Raw genomic sequence first — 20,645 nt, forward strand, 5'->3', positions numbered from 1 at the left:
CAGATTAAATCCCATCCCAACGACCAGACCCTACGCTCTTACGGCATGATCGCTGCTTGATTTTGTCCGAACCATTGAAAGATCACCCCTTGACACACGCGAGAGACATGAGGAAATAAACGATGTTCAATGGGATTGTACTTGGACGTATAAGGGGGATAGTGAGCGATACGAATTTCGATGCCTAACTCGTTGACCAACGCTTGTAAGTCCTGCTTGAAGATGTAATAGCGTGAGCGATTGCTGCCTCCCCCGTCACATAACAGTAGAATCGAGTCTGCCAGGGGATAGCGAGCTTTGCCATAGGTGTTCCACCAATCGCGAATCGAGTCGCAGGCAAACTCGCTAGTATCATGGCTCGTACCAATCTGGATGTAGCCGACATTATCGTTCATGTCATATAGCCCGTGGGGAATCGCCACCCCAGTTGCAAGCGTTGCCCAATCATGGTCAAACACCTCAATCGGCTCTTGAGTGTAGAGTTCTCCATCTCGGTACAACTGACCAATCAGTTCTCTTTTTTTGTGTCCATACTCATAACCGGATTGCCACAGGCTTGATAGGTTTGCTTGAGTCGCTCAATCGTCTCAAATTGCTCGTTGCGATGGTCACTTCCTCCAGTTGCCAACTGCTTGAGCGCTCTGCGTTTGCGAAAGTTGTGTTTCTCTAACAACTGGTCTACCACCGTCACGCTCACCTCAATGCCCTCCTCTTTCAGCAGGGCAGCAATCTCGTGCCGCTTGAGATTAGTCCATTTCACCGTTTCATCCATCGGTGAACCCGCTGTATGCCGCTCTAACACTCGCCAAAATGCTTCGTCTCATCCAGCAATCGTCTCAAACGCTGATTTGCGTCCTCCTCCACTTTGGCGAATCCTCTCCTGTTCCAGTGCGGTTGCGTCTTCCAGTTCCGCAAGTCCCAACGCCAGGGTTTCGCGATGACATCCGAACAGTCGTCGGATGTATACCTGCCCTCCATATCCTAATTTCACAGCTTCAATGGCTGCATAGCGACGACGAACACGTTCCGTGCAGCGAAGCTCTCCTTCTCCGACAACGATTGATAGTATCGTTTCATCTGGGCTTCTATTGGGGCAGGGTAGGATTGCATCATTTCACTCGTGATTCATCGATCTCTCTATCTTACAGATACAGATAGTAGAATTACACCTTATTTAATTCACGATCCTAAAGGCAAAATTCAGAAATACGAAATGCCGATCGACAACGGGGCGCGGGCTTATCTACCTGCCGTACCAGAAGAAATCCGGCAGTTAATCAGCCGTCGGTATGAAGTAGACGTACCGAGTTTTGGGTCTTTCTGGGATTGGCTAGAGACCCATCCCGAAATTCCAATGGTGCCTACCGAAGGCGGCAAGAAGGCCCTTGCCCTCCTCAGCCAAGGATTTGTTCCTCTGGCTTTTTATGGCATGAACGGAGGGTATCAAAAGCGACTTGACGACGCTCGACGGCTGATTCCGGATGCAGCAAGATTTGCAACCAGCGGTCGGCAATTTATTCTGGCCTTTGATCAGGATGAAAAGGGCACCACTCAACAGCGCGTGGCGATCGTACTAGGCCGGTTGGGGAAGCTGCTCAATCAAGCCGGATGTCCTGTTAGCGTCGCAATTTGGAAAGCCCAGCAGGGGAAGGGCGTGGACGATTTAATAGTTCAAAGCGGCGTGGCGGCGTGGCAGATCGCTTATGATCAGGCACTCTCACTACAACACTGGATGATCTGGCAGCGTCTGGAAAAGCGGCTGACCTATCCGGCCGCCGTTCAGGTGACGACCGCTGACCTGTCCACATTGGCGATCGCCGACCTATCACGGAGCATTCTAGCGATCGAGAGTGCAAAGGGAACCGGGAAAACCAAGCAAATTCAGGCTCTGGTCAAGGATTCTGAAAAGGCATTAGCGGGAGGGCACCGGATCGCGTTGATGCGAAACCTTTCCGCTCGACTGGGGCTGGACTACAGAGGAGATCTCGATAAAGTCAATGGAGCGTTTATTAATGGGTCGGGATATACCGTTCGCGTTGGGCTATGTGTAGACTCTCTACTCAGTATTGACCCCGGCAAGTTTAGTGGCTGTGACTTGATCCTGGATGAAGTCGTGCAGGTGATTCGACATCTACTAACCAGCCCGACCTGTGCCCGTGACGGTAAGCGTCCGGTGCTGCTATCTCAGTTGCGCGAACTGATTCGGGTTGCCCGGCGCGTGATTGTTGCCGATGCCGATCTGGACAACGCAACTCTGCATTACCTCAAGGAGCTGCGGGGAGACGAAACCCCGATCTTCTTAATCCGAAACGCTTATCAAGCTGCGGGTTACCCAGTAAGGTTCATTCAATCCCCGGATCGCACGATCGTAACTGAAACCCTGCTCACCGAGATTCAAACGTTGGCACCCGGTCAGGTTCTGTTTATTGCCACCGATAGCAAAGGAACAAGTAAGGCGATCGCCCACCTCATTGCTAAAAATGCTCCTGAAAAGCGCGTGCTGTTGATTAATTCTGAAACCAGCGGCGGGGAATGCGAACGAGCGTTTATTCAAGCCCCCGATGAAGTGCTGCAACGAAATGCATACGATCTGATTATCTGTTCTCCCTCGGTTGCCACCGGAGTCAGCCTCGAAACACCCGGAACGATCGCCAAGGTCTACGGCATTTTTACGGGAGCTTCCAGCACTGATGCAGACATGACGCAGGCATTGGGGAGAGGGCGCGAACCCGTCGAACGAGTCGTCTGGTGTGCCAAACGGGGCAGCAACTTCTCGAAGGTCAGTCACTCGACCAGTGCTTTGGAATTAAAGGATCATCTCCGACAGCGAACAACCGCCACGATTCAACTAATTCGCTCTAACTTAAAAGAAGAGATTGCCGGAGAAATGAACTACTATGACTGGCAGAGCAATCCGCACCTCGGCTTGTTTTGTCACATTGCCGCCGAGCAAAACTTTGCGATGTATAACCTGCGAGAGGCTCTTCTCGTTCGGCTCATGTTTGAAGGCAACCAGGTCAGGGTCGAAGACCACAAGACCAACCCCACCCTAAAATCATTGCTGATGGTCGCTCGTCAGGAACAGCAGGAAATGGATGCAATTGCTTTAGTGAGCGCTCAAGAGTTAACGTTCACAGAACTTCTTGCGCTGGAACAGCAGGAAGGGTTGGGGCGAGAAGCCTCGTTAGCGATCGCCAAGTTTTACTTTAAGGAGTTTTACTGCCTGAACCGTCTCACGCTGGAAGATGTGCGATGGGATAACGGAGGGAGACAACGCGGCGAACTGCTCAACCTGGAAGGGCAGCTCTTTCCCAATGTTGCCCTTGATCGCGCCGCCAGAGCCTTAGAAAAACAAGCTACCTGGAACCAGGGATATTGCCCCTGGGATATCTCCGGTTCAGAGCTGCGCCGCTGGCTCCGCACGCAAATCGGCCTTGATGAACTGATTGCCAAGCTTCGTGCTGGCTGGCACTGGTGCCAATATGACTTGAAACCCTACGCCGACCGCGCCCGCGAACTCACCCAGCCCATTAAAGTAGCGCTCCACTACACGATTACTCATGACATGAGCGATACCCAGATTATTCATCAGCTTCTATCACAGCTAGGGATCAAACTAACCCTGCGATGGTCGCGATCGCATCCAGGCTATGAAGGGGAGAAGCTCAGGGTTTATTGTTTGGATAGCGTTCACTGGCAACAAGTCTGGGCAATTCTACAGCGGCGACAGATGAAGCGGCAGCAGATTCAACAACACCCTTCAGCAGAAGAGCCGGGAACTGGATCACCTGCCCAATTTGAGAGTGAAGCCGCAACGGGTGATCCAAAAAAAGTGCCCGCTTCGACAAGTGACCCTGGGCTGACCCAAACGGCTTTGTGCGACATTCAGAACTGGACTGAAGTGGCTGAAGAAAACCCTGAAATGCTTGCCGAAATTCATCGGGTCGTTCTCATTCACGTTCTCCAGAATTCGCAGATTGTGAGGCATTCATCCGGTTGAGAATTGGGACAGGCAAAACACAACGCGGGACTGAACGGTGTCCGAAGTCCTGCAACCCCCGCTCTGTCTTGTAGAAGTGCCAAAGGTGCTTTAGATTTGCTTGCAAAGGAGCGCTTTCAACCGATCGAGTCGTGCGATCGCTCCAAAAGTATCGCAGCCTGAAATTTCGCCGAAGCAGATTTGGTCAAGGGGAAATTTTAGAAGTTTCAAAAAAAGAGTCACGGTTTGAAAATTCTTCTTCCACAAAGTTTGAATGATCGAGTAGACTCCTAAGAAGCCCAAAGCCTTGTCAGGATTGAAGTCATGAGCCTTTATAAAAAACACTTTTCTGTGTGCCAATCACCTTTAGATTCGCTAAACCATCTGCAAACAGTGATTTCTATCTCTTCCGCCTCATGATCCACGTCCTGACCCAAATCAGAAAAATCCTTTTATATGTTTACTTCTAGGGGTTGATCATTGTCTTATGGCAAAGCCAAAGCTAAAAACCGTCAAGATTGAAGTCCCGATCGAGGTTGGGGACAAAGAGGCTTTTGAGGCATGGTGTACGAAAAATCAAACCGCCATGAGTGAGGAAGTTCGCAGAAGGATTTCTCGCTGCATTCGAGAAGGAAAAAAGATTCTGGCGGAGCAGCAGGGCGCAGAAGCTTAAAATTTCGCCCAAGCGCTAACGACAACTTCCGTGAGAACAGCGGTTCACGCTAGATTTGATCGGCATTGAATAATCTGCTCAGTCGTCAGTTTCAAATTGGAGAAAGTTTTGCAGGGAATCATCTCATCGCTCAAATACTCCTGACGATCGTATCGCTGCCCATTCAGGATAAATACGATCGTCTTGATGGCCCGTCTGCGCACACAGTCTTTTGCGGGAACCTGCCCTCGATAAATCCAGGAAAATAGCAAGTCAATGAGAATCCAAGTTTTTTCTTTAATCGCTTGAAATTGTTAATTGCTACAGGTATCGCTATGAGAAACTAATTGTAGAGTCTGAGTAGTTACCCTAAAAGTCTAATTTTCATTCCTTAGCGGTTGGGAATAAGGGCGAAGAAACTCTGAGGCATAATTGGGATGCTCCCTAAACAATCGCATTCCCGTTGTGGGTGGAGCGGTATTTTGCGGATGTAGCGATTTGCTAAAGCTGAAAACAATGTCAAGCCTTGTGAGGTACAATCGATCGCGAAATCAGGTTGTGAGCCTGTTGCTTAAATTAGGAGCAAACGTTCCAATCCCTGTTGTCTCTAAACGATCGTGCGATCAGTTGAGGTGCAAGCCGCAATTCATCGAATGAAGGCTACCCAAACACTATGCATCCTCGTCAGGAAATTACAGAATTGTTTTCGACGTTCATTCAATTTGAGGCAGATCGCTTCAGTAGATGGCTTGTGGATGCTAGATTGCGCCGAGACTGTCAACAGTGCCTGGAACAAGTATCTTCAAGCAACTCTACATCAAAAGCTGGGACAGCTTTATCAGAGCAGTTTTGGGCGCTCTATTGGTATCGGCTTTGGCAAACCAGAAATCAGAAGCCAGGGGTTAGAAGCCAGGAGTTAAGCCATCTGTCTGCCTACTTGCAAGAACCTTGTTATTGGGCAGCACAGCGAATGGTTCGCAAAGTTGCAACGGCGCAGTCTAGTCTGGCAGATTATTTTCAGATTGCGATCGCTCAGGTCGAGAGTGTTCTCAACACCTATCAGCCCGATCGAGGAGCGACTTTACGCACGTTTGCAAATCTGGTCTTTTCAACGCTGTTAAAAGATAGTTTGCGGAAACATCGGGAAGTTGATCTTTGCACAAACTGGGGGCTGCTTCGCAAGGTTAGTAAACGCCGCTTGATTGAAGCATTAACTCAAACCGGACTCACTTCAGACGCGATCGCTCAATATCGACTTGCGTGGCACTGTTTTAATGTGCGATATGTTCAGCCTCAGTCAGGAAACAAGGCGCTTCCTGCGACGGATGATGCACTTTGGGCTGCGATCGCAACGCTCTACAACACGGAGCGCTATGCACAACTAGCGACACCCGGAGCCTCGATTTCTCCAGCCGCGATCGAGCAATGGCTCAACCACTGTGCAGTCTCGGTTCGGAAGTATCTTTATCCTGCAATCTCATCGCTAAACGTTCCTCCCGCTGGGGCGGAAATGGGGGAAATGCAAGACGAGATTCGAGCCTCTCTGCATGAGTCGCTACTCGTTGAAATCATTGACCAGGAGGAGCAACAGGAACGGCAAGTTCAGCGATCGCAGCTTCATACAGCAATGGTAGGGGCAATTACTCAACTCGATTCCCAATCTCAACAGCTACTAGAGATGTACTACAGACAGCAACTCTCTCAACCTCAGATGGCGCAACAGGGATTGACGAGTCAGGCGACAGTTTCTCGACGATTGACCAAAGCCAGAGAGTCCCTTCTAGTGTCACTGGTACAGTGGAGCCAGCAGACGCTGAATAAACCTCCAACTGCCAACCTAATCAAGGAGATGAGTGCTGCTTTGGAAGAATGGCTCACAGTGTACTATGGCGAGTTATCTTCTTCTGTGGGCACAGAAACAGCAGGTCAGGAGTGCGTATGACATTCACATTTGCAGATCCCAGAGAATGGTGGCTTGAGATCACCCCGTCGATTGAAGCAGAGGCCACTCGGCAAAGTCAGCATTGTACTACACCCGATCGTCAACACACCGCTTATCTCAATGCACTGTGTCTCCAGGCTATTCTCACCCGTGTTCAAGAGACTGTCCCAAAAGCTCAGGTCTGGACGAATGTAGAACAGTTGCCAACCTTCTGGGAATTTGCAACAGGAGCCGCAGTGTTAATTGGCTCGACTCGACTGATCTTGATGCCGAGTGAAGCAGTAGACGATGGCGAGTTAGAGGTGCCTCAAGAGTGGGTAGACCTTCCTAGTTGGGCGGGTGACTACTACCTTGCCGTGCAAGTTCAGTTAGAAAGCCGTTGGATTAGAGTCTGGAGCTACACGACACATCAAGCCTTGAAGTCGATCGGGACTTATGACCCAATCGATCGAACTTACTGTCTGAAAGCAGAGCAGTTGACCCAGGATCTGAATACCTTTTGGGTGACAGTGCAGTTTTGTCTAACAGAGCAAACTCGTGCGGCGATTGTTCCGCTGCCAGCGCTTCCGACCACTCAGGCGCAAAACTTACTTGAGCGATTGGGCGATCGTTCTATTATATTTCCGCGATTGGCTATTCCTTTTAGCTTGTGGGGTGCAGTGATGGAGCAGGGATGGCGACAAACACTTTATCAGCAGCGTCGAGGAGAGCAGTCAGGAGTACGGTTGAGCGACTGGTTACGAGGGCAGTGGAATCAAGCGTGGCGATCGATGGATGAAATTTTTCCTCCTCAGCCACTAGCCACCGCTTGGAGAAGTAGCTCTGCATCTGATCAACTGTATGAAATCAATCGAGTCAAGGTATTAGAATTTAGTTCTCAAGCTGGAGGCGAGCAGATCGCGCTGTTAGTTGGGCTAACCGCCGTGAGTGATACTGAAATTAACATCGGAATTCAGCTTTGTCCAATGCGAGAAAACACCTTTCTCAACAAGATTCTGGTCAGACTGTTAGATGGTCAGGAAACTGAGATTGGACAAGCAAGTGCTGCAATCACTGAAACCATTCAACTGCAATTTAGCGGTCAGTTGAGAGAGCGGTTTAGCATCGAGATCACGTCAGGAAGTAGACGCATTGTTGAAGCGTTTGAGATCTAATTTCGGCTGGCAATGACTCAGGATAGTAAGATGGGTAAACGAGTTGTACTTCGATTAGAGGGGGACTTGGAACAAGGATTTCAGGTCACGTTGGAGATTGGAGAAGAGGGAAGCCTTTCTTTTACGGAAGCGATCGCCGCACTGCCAGCCATCCCAGAACTCGCAACTTGCTTAAGTACCTGGCAACACCACTATCATCAGAGCGCCAAAACAACTCGCATTAGTCTACAGCGCATTACCGTTCAAGCCGGGGCACTGAGCCAAAAAGAAGCTTGTCGTCAGGCAGCCAGAGAGCTTCAAACTGTTTTCAAAGCGTGGTTAGACTCGCCATTGTTCCATGAGGTTGAGTGTCGTCTGAGAGAAGCTATTCACCTAAACGAAACGGTGCGCGTGCTGTTGCGAACCAACGATCGTCGGCTCCATCATCTCCCCTGGCAGTGTTGGGACTTTATTGAGCGATACACTCAAGCAGAACTCGCGTTTAGTAGTCCACCGCTCATTACAGCTAGAAAAAATGCGACGGGTGCAGTGAAAGTGTTGGCAATTTTGGGCGATCGTCGAGGCATTGATACGGAAAGCGATCGCCAGCAACTAGAAACCTTACTGGATGCCGAAGTGTTGTTTCTAGTAGAACCTTCTCGCCGACAAATCAACAATCATCTGTGGGATCAGGCATGGGATATTCTCTTTTTCGCCGGACATAGCCAAACAGAAGACCATCAAGGACGCATTCATATCAATCCCACTGACAGCCTGACGATCGCAGAATTGAAGTACGGATTGAAACGAGCGATCGCACAGGGCTTACAGCTTGCGATCTTTAATTCCTGTGATGGGTTGGGTCTGGCGTATGAGCTAGAACAACTGCAACTACCGCAACTGATTGTCATGCGGGAACCTGTTCCCGATCAAGTTGCCCAGGCGTTTTTGACACAGTTTTTGAGCGCGTTTGCAGGGGGGGAACCTCTCTACTTGGCAACCCGGCAGGCACGAGAACGACTACAAGGACTAGAAGACGAGTTTCCCTGTGCTAGTTGGCTTCCTGCAATCTATCAAAATCCTACTGAGATCCCTTTGACGTGGCGAGAATTAAAAGAAGCGCAACGGGCACAGCCATCTTTACTTCCACCTGCACAACGCATCAGCAACCGATGGTTAGCCTTGATTCCTTTGCTCACAAGTTTGGTAGTGACTGGGTTGGTAATCGGGGCACGATCGCTCGGTTGGCTACAAGCTTCAGAACTGTGGGCTTACGATCGACTCATGCAGCAACAGCCCAAAGCAGAGCTAGATCGAAGAATTCTACTGGTTACAGTGACAGATCAGGACATTCAGCGCTTTGGTAAACCGTTGACGGATCAAACCATTCAGCGCTTATTAACTACGCTAAAGCAGTATCAACCTCGTGTGATTGGTCTAGATATTTATCGAGATATTCCAGTAGAGCCAGGGCATGAAAATCTGCTCAAACTTCTGCGGCAGAGCGATCGTATCGTGACCATTTGTGACGTGGGAGAACCTGGCAGCTATCCGGCGATTCCTCAACCGTCTGGAGTTCCATCAGTCTACTTAGGCTTTTCTGATACGCTGCTAGTCGATATTGACGGAGTTGTGCGACGGTACACGTTAGCAACTGAAACAAAAGCAATAGACTGTCCAACAAACAAGGCATTTGGATGGCAAGTTGCTCGTCATTACCTGTCTGCTGAAGCGAAACCAGTGATGCAAACGCCACAACTTAGTTCTACCACTGTTCCATCCATGAAGCAGCCCTTTGGGGGATATCAACAATCAGATGAAATTGATCCGAGTAGTCAACAAGTGTTGATTCATTATCGACCTTCTCATCAAGTTGCAGAGGAGGTTTCCTTGAGTAAAGTACTAGATCAACCTCAGTCTCAATTCTTGCGCGATCGCATTGTGCTAATCGGCTATGTTGGTCAGACCAAGGATCATCACCCGACGGCTGTGGGAGAGATGTTTGGCATTCAGATTCATGCTCACATTATCAGTCAATTGTTGAATGCAGCAAGTGGCGATCGCGCTTTTATGTCCGTTTGGTCAAATCAGAAAGAGATAGGATGGATTGTAGGATGGGCAATGTTAGGCGGGAGTCTTGTCTGGATACGATCACGTCGTAGAGTCATTTTGGCGCAGATTGGCGCACTGTCTATCCTGCTATTAAGTTGTTTCTATGGATTTACTCAACTGATTTGGATTCCTTTTATTCCAACGGCGATCGCGCTCCTCACAACACTGTTAATTACCCGCTACTTTACCAAAATTGTGCGAAAACTCCATCGTTCCGATTGAAGTTCATTGTTTACGTAACCCCTAAACCTTATGCGAATTCCTCAGTTTAGAATACTTGTCATTGCTGCAATTTTAATTAGCTTCTTTGCAAATGGTGCGGTTGCAAAATCGAGAAGGCCCAGGCGATCGGCGGGCGATCGGGGAATTTGCACAACTATCACACAGACTAATACACAGACAACTCAAGCATTCAACAAAGAAGCGCTGGTTGCATTAGTGACAGCTAAGGGTGAAATGTCTACCGCCGCTTCTCAGCCTACCTTCTGGTTTTATGTGCCCTTTCAAGACCCTTCGCTCCTCACCGCAGAATTTATCTTACGAGATGATCAAGAACAACGATCGATCGAGCCACTTCGCCTTCAATTGCCCAATCAGCCTGGAATTGTGAGTGTGCGATCGTCCCAACCTCTCAAGGTTAATCAGTCCTATCACTGGTACTTTTCAGTGATTTGTGATGTTTCTGGAGAGCAAAAGAAACTCACAGTTGACGGTTGGGTGCGGTATGTTGAGCCTTCTACAACGGTGATTACGCAGCTCAAACAAGCCACAACGATCGAGCAAGCTGCCGCCCTTTATGTAAAATCAGGATTCTGGTCAGATGCCCTAACGCTACTAGCTTCTCATCGAAAGCAGAATGAGCGATCGGCGATCGTTTGGGTTGACTTACTGCGATCTGAACAATTGGAGGTAGTTGCTTCTAAACCCGTTCTTCCATGCTGTACGGATAGGTAGCATTCTCCCTCAAAAGACAACAGCTTGGACATAGTTTGTTAATACTTTGATGGCTCACTGACCAACTTTCTATTAGAATAGAATCACTCAGAAAAGAGGTCGTTAAGATGGACGTATCACTCACTCCAGAGATTGAACGGTTCATTCACAGCCAGGTGGAGAGTGGGAAATATGGGTCTGCTGCTGACGTGATTCAGGCAGGAATTTGGCTGCTGGAGGAACGTGATCGTATCTATAAAGGGCGGTTTGAGGAACTGTGCCGAGAAGTTTCGATAGGGGTCGAGCAACTCGATCAGGGAGAGCGGTTAGATGGAAGGGCAGTGATTGAGCAACTGCGGCAGAAGAATCAGGTATGCAAGCAAGTTCAAGCGTAGATGAGTGACTACTTCCTCTCATCCCAAGCTGTCGTTGACCTAACAGAGATTAATGATTATTTGTTTGCAGACAACCCGGCATCAGCAGATACGCCTTTGAAGATTCTTACAACTGATTTAGGACTGCTATAGTGAATCGAAAACAATCGTCTATAACCAGTCGCCAACCAGGACAAAGGGTGTCCAAAAGTAGGGGTGAGAAAAGTCTGCATCGGTTTCAGCATTGTCTTCTGTAATGCTTTTTGGTAAGTCAGCAGTTGGAGCAATTTCTTTGCCATACAGTAAGCTTAACTGCGCCCGTCTCAGAGCGTCAGCCTTACTGATCTGATTGCCCTGACTGAATGCTCGATAAAACTGGCCCATCAGCGACGAAGTAGACGCATCATCCACCGCCCAGAGAGAGGCTAACGTGCTGAATGCTCCCGCTCTGATTGCAACTCCGGCAAGTCCTAATGCGGCTCGTTTGTCACCGACTGCTGTTTCACAAGCGCTGAAGACAAGTAGCTCTACTGGGGCAGATTGAGCTTGACTGCGATTTTGGAGAATTGTCTGCAACTCATTCACATCGACAGGCTGTGCGGAGGCAGTGAGAATAAAGGTTTCATCTGGGTTAGAACTAAATCGGCCATGAGTCGCCACATGCACGATCGCATAAGAGGACGAACTCACCTGATTGCGAAATTTCTCTGTTGTAAACTGACTATCTAGCAAGACTTGGGACTGAGGTAAAAGCGCTCTGATCTGCTGCACTTCCCGTAACACATTTGCGAGTGGAGAAAAGCGAATGGAGCGATCGCCCACTGTAATGGTACTTCCGGTCGTCAACCCAGCAATCAAAACGCTTCTAGTCGATTGAGCGTGACTACGTTTTGCACCGAGTAGCTGTAACCCTGGGGTAATAGCGACAGCGTACTTCTCAATCAGGTAGCGTTGACCATCATAGAGAGCCGCCATTGGAATGCCTCGTAGACTCCCATCTAACACAAACACCAGAGTTTTAATCTTGCTTGCTTCTAAGGAGGGTTCTAGCGGTCGCAGCAGCCACCCGTAAACTAGTTGAGCCGTTTTTTGAACATCTGCGCCGGATGAGCGATCTTTCAACTGTTCTCGAAACCAGGCAAGCTGTTGCTCTAGTTCACTGCGCTTGACTAATGATGTTTGACGAGTTAACTTAGTTTGCTGGGGTAGCTTGAGAATGATCTCAATGCGATCGCCCAAAATAATGGTGTGAATCACCGCCGCAGTCGGATCTTCTGCCTGATCAACCCGAACTTGTCTGGCTTGTAGTAAGTTGCAGCGAAAGAAGTTTTCTAGTTCTGTTAGTTGCAGGGAATCAATTAACCGCAGAGATTTTTCAAGGTTTTCTTGAACCGGATTTTTGCCAACAGGTAACAGTAAACTAATATATTCTCGATAGATTGGCTCAACAGTATCCCGCAAAGAGAACTGGGCATCCGGATTGACTGCAATCAAATCCCCACGAGTTAGTTGAAGGGCTTGAACTGCGGACTCATAGGCTTGAATCGCCCGATCGCTGTTCTGTCTAGCTAAGATCCGTCCCCGTTGCCACTCCCATTGATAGTTAATGTCAGGTGCTTGCAGGCTCTGTACTAATTTCAGTGCCTGTTCAGTTTGTGCGAGTGCGGCTGGCAACTGTCCAATTTGTTCATAAAACCAGCCTAGATTTGCGATCGCATACCCTTCAGCCCGCTGATTTCCCATTGCTCTGGCTTGCGTGGCGACCTCTTGCAATCGTTGTTGAATCTGTTGCCATTTGGGATGAGTGGATTCCAGATTTTGCAGTCGATAGAACTGGGTCAGGCTCCGAGCAAAGTTGATTTGAGCAAAAAAAGTTTCATGAGTATTGGGCAAGCGATCGATCTGAGCAGGGAGTTTCTCAATCAATTCAACGATTTGTGGTTGCAGTTGAGTGAGCCAGGAATTTGCGTCAGTTAAGCGATCGTTGCGTCGCAGCCATTGTTCAATCTCCAGTAATAAACTTAAATGATTCAACGGTGCTTGAACAGAAGTAATCGATTGCTGGGCAGAGTCAGCCGCTTGATAACAGTCCAGTGCTTGCTTGTAGTAAGACATGGCATCAGATGCCGAATTTGACATCAGACAAGCTGTTCCAGAAGTGGCAGTCAGAATAATGTTGTCTCTGCGATCGCGATCCCGGCTGCCTAGATCCTGAGCCGTATTGCCCAATCGTAGTAAAACAGTCCCTCGATCTTTTGGAGAAGACAGTTCTAGACTTTGTAATAGCACCTGTTGGGAAGCTTCTAAATTACCAATCAGACGTAAGACTTTGCCCAAATTTCGCAGCCCGATCGCTCTCAACTCCACTGGCATCACAGTAGACTGAATCGTTGAGGCTCCCGTCCGAACAGCATCACAGAGTGCAGTAGCGCTACTTCCTGGCTGTAATGCCTGTACCAATGTTTTGCAGGCTTGTCGCTGGTGTCCCATCGCTGACCACGCTTGCGCCTGGTCGATCAAACTACCCGTCACTCCGATCGTATCTTTACCATAGGCTTCGGTGGCTCGCTGCCAGCTTTTCAGCGCTTGTTCAAACTGTCCCCTTTCATACAACTGCCTGCCCTGTTGCACTAGTTGGGGGGCTGTCACAGGTTGTGCTATCAGTTGAGGGGTGATCACTAGACAAAGCAACACAGTAATCATCAAAGCGAAGTACTGCGCCATTCTACTAAAGCGATCTATTTTTTTCTGGTGCGAATGTCTAGGGAACATAGCAATGAGTGGGTGCAGGTTGAGAGACTAAATAACCAGGGCTATCAGGCGGTTGGGTGACCAGAACGATCGCACCCGTTGCATCTTTTACCCAACTCGTAGCCTCCACAATTTTTGCTGAAGAAGGCAAGTTGGCAACTGTTTCTGTAGTCTGGGCCGTCACCCGCGAATCTTCCCAGAGGTCACTGCTATCTAGCGCATCGTTGGGGGTCGAGGGCAATCCGCCGCGTCCGCTGACAACAAACCTTCCAGTTGCTCCACTACTACGACAGCCTTGAGCAATTTGACTAGCGGGGTCAACTAAATTAATTGGGAGAGCAACTAATCCTCGGCTAGGGTCTGTGTTGAGCGTCGCGATCGTCACCACGCCACTAATCCCAAACTGGGAACTGGCCGTAATATTGCTCAGGGGCGTTAGAAACGATCGGGGTTGAATGCCAAAAATGCTTTGGGCTGTGATGTCAACTCGACCCCCCTTTCCAGTAAAAGCATTGGCTGTAATATCGCTGTTCTCAGAAAGTACAGACACAATGAATTTAGAATCGATGGTAATGTTGCCGCCATCTCCGCTAGATTGGGCAGTTCCAGCAGTGGTTGAGATCTGACTACCTCGACGGAATAGCAGTAAGTCCTGCGCGTTCAAAGCGATATTTCCGCCCTGGTTACTGGCGGTCTGGGCTGAAATGATTCCTTGATTGTCCAGTGTTAATGTTTCTGTCTGAATTTGAATGTTGCCGCCTGTCCCACTACCCTGGCTATCAACTGAGATTCTGGCTCCGTCTCGAATTGCTAAGGTTCTCGGATCGATGAAGATACTACCACCGTCTCCTGAAGAGCCTGAAGCTGTACTGGCAAAGAGTCCACTTGCTGATCCTTCGGTATCAATCACATCTCTGCCAAATTGAGTCAGGCGATCGCCATAAGTAGAGTCACGACCCGCTAAAACGGTCTGGCCTGCAATGTATAAGTTGATATCGCCTGCTCGTCCATTACTTCGGGTTGTCGTAATCACTTGTCCACCCTTCAATGCTTCAAACCTGTCAGCCTTAATCGTGATGCTTCCCCCGTCACTGGCGCTATTAGTTCGAGCATTGACCGTTGCTCCATTTTCAACCTGGAATACTCTAGAGTTGGTAGTAATATTGCCTGCCGAACCTGTGGCTCCTCGTTCTGTAATTGTGAACAAGCCGCTTGAGAATCCATCGTCTCCAACGCCGTCCAACACAATTTCGTCACGGGCATGAATGGAAATATTGCCTGCTTTCCCTTGTCCGAACGTACTAGCAGAAAGCTCACCGCCGTTTGTCAATGAGAGCGCTCTTGCAGTGACTTGAATATCACCGCTATTTCCCCTGGCTGTTTCCTTCACCGTGCTAAAGGCACCACTGCTATTGTCAAAGGAAACTAAATCACGAGCATCAATTATAATGTTTCCAGCATTCCCCTGTCCTTCGGTTCCCGCATTTAATTCAGCGCGATCGGTTGCCAGGAGTGACCCTGTGGTAATCCGAATATTGCCACCCCGTCCTTTCGCTGCTTGATCGACACCACTAGAGACATTTCCATTAGAAAAGCTTCCTCCAGCAAGGCTCACTTGATTCAGTGCATCGATCGTGATGTCACCTGCATCACCGTCTCCAAACGTACTGCTAATCAAGGCTCCATTGTTTGCCAGTCGCAGCGAACCTGTATTAATTACAATTCCTCCACTTCGGACTTCCCCAGATGTATCCACTACTTTTCCGGCTCTATCAATCAGCGTGAAGATACCGCTTCTAGTTGCAACAAGATTCTGGTTGAACCTGTAAAGACCAAACCCATCGATAGAAATCTCATTCGGAGCATTGACCGTGATGTTTCCGGGTTTCCCTTCTCCCCCCAGACTGGCGGAAATCGCGCCCCCGTTTGTGATAGATAACGAATCAGTAGAGACTGTAATATTGCCGCTTTTTCCAACTGCTCCGGGTGCTACACTACTCAACAAACCGCTAACAAATCCGGCTTGATCAATTCCATCGATCGCGACAGATTGGCTTTGAACTGTAATATTACCGCCATCTCCTTTCCCAAAGGAAGTAGAAGAAACCTCAGACCCACTGAGTAGAGAGAGTGAACTTGATGTAATTATAATGTTACCGCCATTTCCGATTGCATCTTGAAACGAACCGCCGTTGGCTAGTCCCTCAGTTCCACTTAAGATACTGCTGCTATTTGCTAGAGTGATACTTTCCTTTGATCTTACCGTGATATTTCCACTATCTCCGGTACCAAACGTGTTGTTATTAACGAAGGCACCTGTTGTTAAAGAGACAGATCCAGCGTCAATCGTGATATCGCCGCCTCGACCGATCGCGTTGAAGTTCAAGTTACTAGAAATGAAACTTTGATCCAGTAAGACGGCATCTTTTGTCTGAATTACGATATTACCAGCGTTTCCAGTTCCAGAAGAAGCGGCTGTGATAAAAGCTTGACTGCCACTAAGACTGGTGTAGGATTTTAGAGAAAGTGATCCCGCTTGAATGCGAATATCGCCGCCAGAGCCAGTTCGCCCAAATTCTAACTCGCTAAAAATTCGACTATCTAGAATCGAGACATCTCCCTCAACTTGAAAAATGATATTACCAGATTGCCCCTGCCCAGAGGGAGTTGTCCGCAACACAGAATCGTTTTCAAGTCGTAATGCATTCGCCTGAATGTTGATGTTGCCACCATTCCCGGTTGTCTGGATTTCGGTGTTGTTTAACGAGACACTGTTACCGATCAGACTTATGTCTTCAAAAGAGTCGGTTACTTCTGCCAAGAGACGAGACCCTTGTATCTGAATAGAACCTTGTGGAGTGCCAAACTGTAGACCGATCGGCGTATTGATAGTTAATAAGGGCGTTGGACTGGTCGTATTGAACTCTGTCCCATCCTGAAACTGCATTCGGTTAGCAGTAGTTGCCAGAAAAGAGCCGCCGATGTTTAGTTGGGCACCTGAACCAAATAGAATGCCATTGGGATTGAGTAAGAAGAAATTAGCTGGGTTGCTGGTGGCGATCGTGCCATTGATATTCGAGATAAAAGCGTCGCCTTGTCCCGTCACTCGCACAATCACATTTTGAATCGTTGGATCTATGACAAAGCCTGCAAGGTCGCCGTTAGGCAGGGAGAATTGCTGAAAACTGTGAAAGAGATTGTTCCCTCTGGTTGCCCCATTGGTGATGATGCAAGCTCCAGTACAGGGAGCGATCGCTGAACCATTCACTTCGGTGCCCAAAGTGCCATCCCCCGCAACTTGAGCCAGTGTAGCGGTGGGGTAAACTACTAACAATGCTCCACCGATCGCACTTGCCCACATGATTCGATTATGCTGAAACATCGGTTTTTGAGTCATGCTGTCCCTCCACTAGAAAACGGTGGATTAAGTCGGGCGCGATCGCAACTGACGGCAGTATACATTAATGGCTAAGATAACGGCTAAAAACCATCTTGTAATCGAGATAAATTGTCATAACTGAGAGAAGTGCGATCGCGATAGAAACTCCCGAAAGTGGTCAAACGATCGAGAGTGAAGTAAGTGAGGGCTATCGTTCTGCTTGAGTGAATAACGTCGCGGTTATCAAGCGGTGGTTGCTTCCCAGTTTGCAAAGTTTGCCATGAGTTGATCTTTGTTTAATATGATGAACCCATCTTTGTGCTGTCCTCCGATCGTCCCGCCGTTGATTCCCCAGGGATTATAGAGTGTGAAATGATTGCCATCATAGCCAACAAGCGCATACTGATGACCAGGAACGATGTTGGCATAGACATCATCAGAATCATTATTTGTGCTTAAAGTCACAAGTTGGTGAGCGTTCCAGGCGGAGACGATTTTTCCAATGTCGTCATTCTGATTCGCGAATCCCCAATTAACATGACCGTTGACCACACCACGTCCAGTAATGTGATATAACGCATGTTTGCCAAACCCACCACTAATTGCTTGATAGGAGTTGATGGCAACTTCTTGCCCAATCACACCTGATTCATTGAGTTGGGTATAGGCTTTTTCTGCTAGTGCAACCCATAGCTCATTGGTTGGATCATTGCTCCAGCCCCCACCCCAGCCTGCAAACACTGCTCTGCCAGCAGAATCGAGAGATGGATTCATTGAAGTAGTCGGCAACCAATTATCCACGGTCACGTAGTCGGCTATACCATCGTGAAAAAGCCGAACTGTCCAGGTGTTATCGCCATTGGCAATGAACATATCTTGAAGCACATTCGGAGTTCGGAGGGCAGTTTCAGCCAGACCTGCCAGGAAGTAACAATCACCCAGAGCATTCTGGTCTACATCGGTGTAACTAATGCCGTTCTGAAAGAGTTGACCCTGAGCGGGTTTATAAATGTAGTTCGTTTTGCCATCCGTAGACATTGCAACTGGTCGATCGCTCCCCAAAAACCATTTACCGATCAGTCTCTCCATTTTTTCAGAACTATCGTTATTAGACAGATTGCCGATGTTACTGCCACCCATTCGCGTATTGGCTGAGTCACCATTAAGCACTTTGTTTGCTAAGGTACTGACGTAATCAGGCATTGCGTGTCCCAGTCCACTTAGCACCGTTCTTAGGTCGGCCAGTTCTGTTGCGTCAATGGCACCATAGTCTTTGGTTCCTCGCAGTACGGACATCATTTCATTACGATCGATCCACCCATCAACCCCAGCCAGTCGCGCCTGAGCGACAACGCCAAAGTCACTCAAATTATCGGTGTACCAGTCTCCTGTAGAAACTCCCAGATTATAGTTGATGGTGGCTCCAGTAGAACCCTGTCCATGATTAACCTGAATAAAATAAGTGCCTCCTTTTAGAGCGTTATAGATGCCATCCGTAAAGCCATACCACTGGTTAGAACTCGCAAACGCCTCATTTCCACTCACCACCCCGTCGTTGTTAGAGTCTTTAATCAAGCGCACGTCGGCGTTGGCATTCATGCCCGATAGTGTGATGTGAAGATTGCCTGCACCCAGCGTGACGCGATACATCTCTGACGTGTTGTTACTGTCCAGAGTGCCAGTCAGCAGGGGAGTTCCAGACAGATTGCCTAGATCAATTTCTGTGGGTAGCAAGTTACTAACCTGCTCAGTAGAAACAGTGAGATCGTAGTCTGTGGTTGTTGCGGTGGGTAGATAGAGCCGATCGATAGCTCCACTGACGCGGTGTTGAGACCAGAATGGCGAGACTTTGAGGTAGTAATCTCCAGCCGCCAATGAACTCAGGTTAAGGGCGATGTCATGCGTGTCGAAGTTTTGAGTGGTCGAAATCCCCTGTGCCAAGAGCAATCTACCATCATAGGAACTAGCGATCGTGGTTCCACTAGCATCTAATAAATTGACCGAAGCGTCGCCAGCTGCACCTTTGAGAAATAGGTTAAAGGCACTCGCTTGATCCAGGCGAAAATGGGTGTAGTCAGTATTGTCACCATTGCCAATAGAGTCTAGTCGAGTCCTGGTTTTGCCATCTAGCCTGCCCATGTCAAAGGCTCCTGCTAGGGTGTCATCCAACGTTGGATTAAGTAAGTGTCCAACCTTGTTGTACGAAGTATCCTCAAGCACATCTATCCCAGTCTTGAACTTGTTGGGAATACCGCGATCGACGACCAAAACATCACTCACTTGATCGAAAACGCGATTAGAAACTACAGATGAAGCACTTGAAGACGCAAATTCTGTGCTGGCGAGGCTAGAAACACTCGACTTCAGCCTAAAATCATTTTGTTGAACCGGGTCAGCTACCCCTGTAGACAGTGCAGATGAACTGGATTGCAACACCGATGAATTAAAAGAAGTTGCACTGAGAGCGTTGAGTTTATTTGAGGATTGTGAAAAAAGCATAGCAACCTGCTCTATGGCTAAGGGGTGAGTAGAAGGGCAACGTGAATCATCTCCTTCTGTTGAGCTATTGGTTTGCTTTTTTTGATCTATTCACTTCAGCAATGTCATTCGTTCAGTCAACCTTTCCAAGAATTTACAAGCAACACCGCTCTCAGGTTTGAGGGCGTTTCACCAGGATTGTTTCAGTACGATAGCATCAGGAGTTGAGGCAGCTTTTAACAGAAATTGGGGTTCAACATGGCCTCGCGATCTGGTTTGACAAACACAAGCTTCATCACACATCATCAAAGTCACTTTGGCGTAATTTTGAACTATCAATTTTCTGGGACTGAATGTAGAACCAGGCCGTTGCTTCTGCTACCAGAATCGGATCACCCGATGCCAGAAAGTACTGCATTCGCGCCAGTTGTTGTGGGCTGCAAAGGTGCCTCTGTTCCTGAGCCAAAGAAAGAGCTTCTTGGTTGATGGCTTGCTGATCTTGGGCACTGATAGCGAATAGCTGAGACAATGCTTCAACCTCGTTCAGAAAATCACTTTGTTCAACAGCTCGATACTCAGCCACTGGATTCTGAACAGATTCTTTAGAATCGCTAGAACTACCGTGAGAAATCTCATTACCGCCATTACCAGGGAATAAGCTTGGATCAGTTTTGTGGTTGTTGGGGAATCCGTTTTTATCACTGGAGTTATCTAATTCAAATTCTTCAATTCTTAAATAGTTAGGATGCCAGAGATCTTTGTGACGATACAGCGATCCTCCACCAATTCGATAGGCAAGCAAACACTTAAATCTCTGAGTTGCAGAACCTGGCAAACTGTTTTTTTCAAGCAAGTCACTGTCGGTTCGCTCATTTGAAAAAGACCAGGGGAATTAATCAAACCGCTAGTTGA

The 20,645-nt window shown here is 48.3% G+C and carries 13 protein-coding genes and 1 pseudogene; 7 read left to right on the forward strand and 7 right to left on the reverse strand.

What is annotated here, in order from left to right:
* Nucleotides 1-38: 38 nt before the first annotated feature.
* Nucleotides 39-772: pseudogene (locus ACKFKH_RS31640) on the reverse strand (ISAzo13 family transposase).
* Between the two features lie 48 nt (nucleotides 773-820).
* Complete coding sequence (locus ACKFKH_RS31645; protein ID WP_446862364.1) at nucleotides 821-991, reverse strand: hypothetical protein; 171 nt, start codon at nucleotides 989-991, stop codon at nucleotides 821-823.
* Nucleotides 992-1,120: 129 nt separating this feature from the next.
* Here ACKFKH_RS31645 and ACKFKH_RS31650 point away from each other — a divergent pair, with 129 nt between their 5' ends.
* Entirely contained in the window at nucleotides 1,121-4,000 is a 2,880-nt protein-coding gene (locus ACKFKH_RS31650) for a plasmid replication protein, CyRepA1 family (RefSeq protein WP_446862365.1), read from the forward strand.
* Between the two features lie 466 nt (nucleotides 4,001-4,466).
* Nucleotides 4,467-4,652, forward strand: a complete 186-nt coding sequence (locus ACKFKH_RS31655) for a hypothetical protein (protein ID WP_446862366.1) — start codon at nucleotides 4,467-4,469, stop codon at nucleotides 4,650-4,652.
* Between the two features lie 44 nt (nucleotides 4,653-4,696).
* Here ACKFKH_RS31655 and ACKFKH_RS31660 read toward each other — a convergent pair whose 3' ends face one another.
* Nucleotides 4,697-4,903: a hypothetical protein gene (locus ACKFKH_RS31660; protein WP_446862367.1), complete on the reverse strand. Its 207-nt coding sequence runs from the start codon at nucleotides 4,901-4,903 to the stop codon at nucleotides 4,697-4,699.
* Between the two features lie 401 nt (nucleotides 4,904-5,304).
* Between ACKFKH_RS31660 and ACKFKH_RS31665 the strand changes: the two genes are divergently transcribed.
* The 5 genes from ACKFKH_RS31665 to ACKFKH_RS31685 all read left to right on the forward strand — a co-directional run bounded on the left by ACKFKH_RS31665 (nucleotide 5,305) and on the right by ACKFKH_RS31685 (nucleotide 11,146).
* Entirely contained in the window at nucleotides 5,305-6,573 is a 1,269-nt protein-coding gene (locus ACKFKH_RS31665) for a sigma-70 family RNA polymerase sigma factor (protein WP_446862368.1), read from the forward strand.
* On the forward strand, nucleotides 6,570-7,727 hold the full coding sequence (locus ACKFKH_RS31670; protein ID WP_446862369.1) for a DUF1822 family protein: 1,158 nt from the start codon (nucleotides 6,570-6,572) through the stop codon (nucleotides 7,725-7,727). Before ACKFKH_RS31665 ends, ACKFKH_RS31670 begins: the two co-directional genes overlap by 4 nt.
* A gap of 66 nt (nucleotides 7,728-7,793) precedes the next feature.
* Nucleotides 7,794-10,040, forward strand: a complete 2,247-nt coding sequence (locus ACKFKH_RS31675; protein ID WP_446862370.1) for a CHASE2 domain-containing protein — start codon at nucleotides 7,794-7,796, stop codon at nucleotides 10,038-10,040.
* Between the two features lie 30 nt (nucleotides 10,041-10,070).
* Nucleotides 10,071-10,772, forward strand: a complete 702-nt coding sequence (locus ACKFKH_RS31680) for a DUF928 domain-containing protein (protein ID WP_446862371.1) — start codon at nucleotides 10,071-10,073, stop codon at nucleotides 10,770-10,772.
* A 107-nt stretch (nucleotides 10,773-10,879) separates the two neighbouring features.
* Nucleotides 10,880-11,146 (forward strand): type II toxin-antitoxin system ParD family antitoxin, encoded by a 267-nt coding sequence (locus tag ACKFKH_RS31685; protein ID WP_446862372.1) that lies wholly within the window; start codon nucleotides 10,880-10,882, stop codon nucleotides 11,144-11,146.
* Between the two features lie 150 nt (nucleotides 11,147-11,296).
* Here the strand turns inward: ACKFKH_RS31685 and ACKFKH_RS31690 are convergent, their stop codons facing one another.
* From ACKFKH_RS31690 to ACKFKH_RS31705, 4 genes are all read right to left on the reverse strand, one after another.
* Nucleotides 11,297-13,849: a CHAT domain-containing protein gene (locus ACKFKH_RS31690; protein ID WP_446862373.1), complete on the reverse strand. Its 2,553-nt coding sequence runs from the start codon at nucleotides 13,847-13,849 to the stop codon at nucleotides 11,297-11,299.
* A 37-nt stretch (nucleotides 13,850-13,886) separates the two neighbouring features.
* A complete protein-coding gene (locus ACKFKH_RS31695; protein ID WP_446862374.1) occupies nucleotides 13,887-17,273 on the reverse strand; it encodes a two-partner secretion domain-containing protein in 3,387 nt (1,128 codons plus the stop codon).
* A gap of 225 nt (nucleotides 17,274-17,498) precedes the next feature.
* Entirely contained in the window at nucleotides 17,499-19,754 is a 2,256-nt protein-coding gene (locus ACKFKH_RS31700; RefSeq protein WP_446862375.1) for a C2 family cysteine protease, read from the reverse strand.
* 274 nt (nucleotides 19,755-20,028) lie between these two features.
* Nucleotides 20,029-20,535 (reverse strand): hypothetical protein, encoded by a 507-nt coding sequence (locus ACKFKH_RS31705; protein ID WP_446862376.1) that lies wholly within the window; start codon nucleotides 20,533-20,535, stop codon nucleotides 20,029-20,031.
* Nucleotides 20,536-20,645 lie beyond the last annotated feature (110 nt).

It is taken from the genome of Phormidesmis sp. 146-20 (assembly GCF_052939475.1).

Coding starts and splice junctions, on each gene's coding strand:
- ACKFKH_RS31655 (WP_446862366.1), top strand. CDS start 4,467: ATGGCAAAGCCAAAGCTAAAAACCGTCAAGATTGAAGTCCCGATCGAG.
- ACKFKH_RS31690 (WP_446862373.1), bottom strand. CDS start 13,849: ATGGCGCAGTACTTCGCTTTGATGATTACTGTGTTGCTTTGTCTAGTG.
- ACKFKH_RS31670 (WP_446862369.1), top strand. CDS start 6,570: ATGACATTCACATTTGCAGATCCCAGAGAATGGTGGCTTGAGATCACC.
- ACKFKH_RS31685 (WP_446862372.1), top strand. CDS start 10,880: ATGGACGTATCACTCACTCCAGAGATTGAACGGTTCATTCACAGCCAG.
- ACKFKH_RS31665 (WP_446862368.1), top strand. CDS start 5,305: ATGCATCCTCGTCAGGAAATTACAGAATTGTTTTCGACGTTCATTCAA.
- ACKFKH_RS31700 (WP_446862375.1), bottom strand. CDS start 19,754: ATGCTTTTTTCACAATCCTCAAATAAACTCAACGCTCTCAGTGCAACT.
- ACKFKH_RS31695 (WP_446862374.1), bottom strand. CDS start 17,273: ATGACTCAAAAACCGATGTTTCAGCATAATCGAATCATGTGGGCAAGT.
- ACKFKH_RS31680 (WP_446862371.1), top strand. CDS start 10,071: ATGCGAATTCCTCAGTTTAGAATACTTGTCATTGCTGCAATTTTAATT.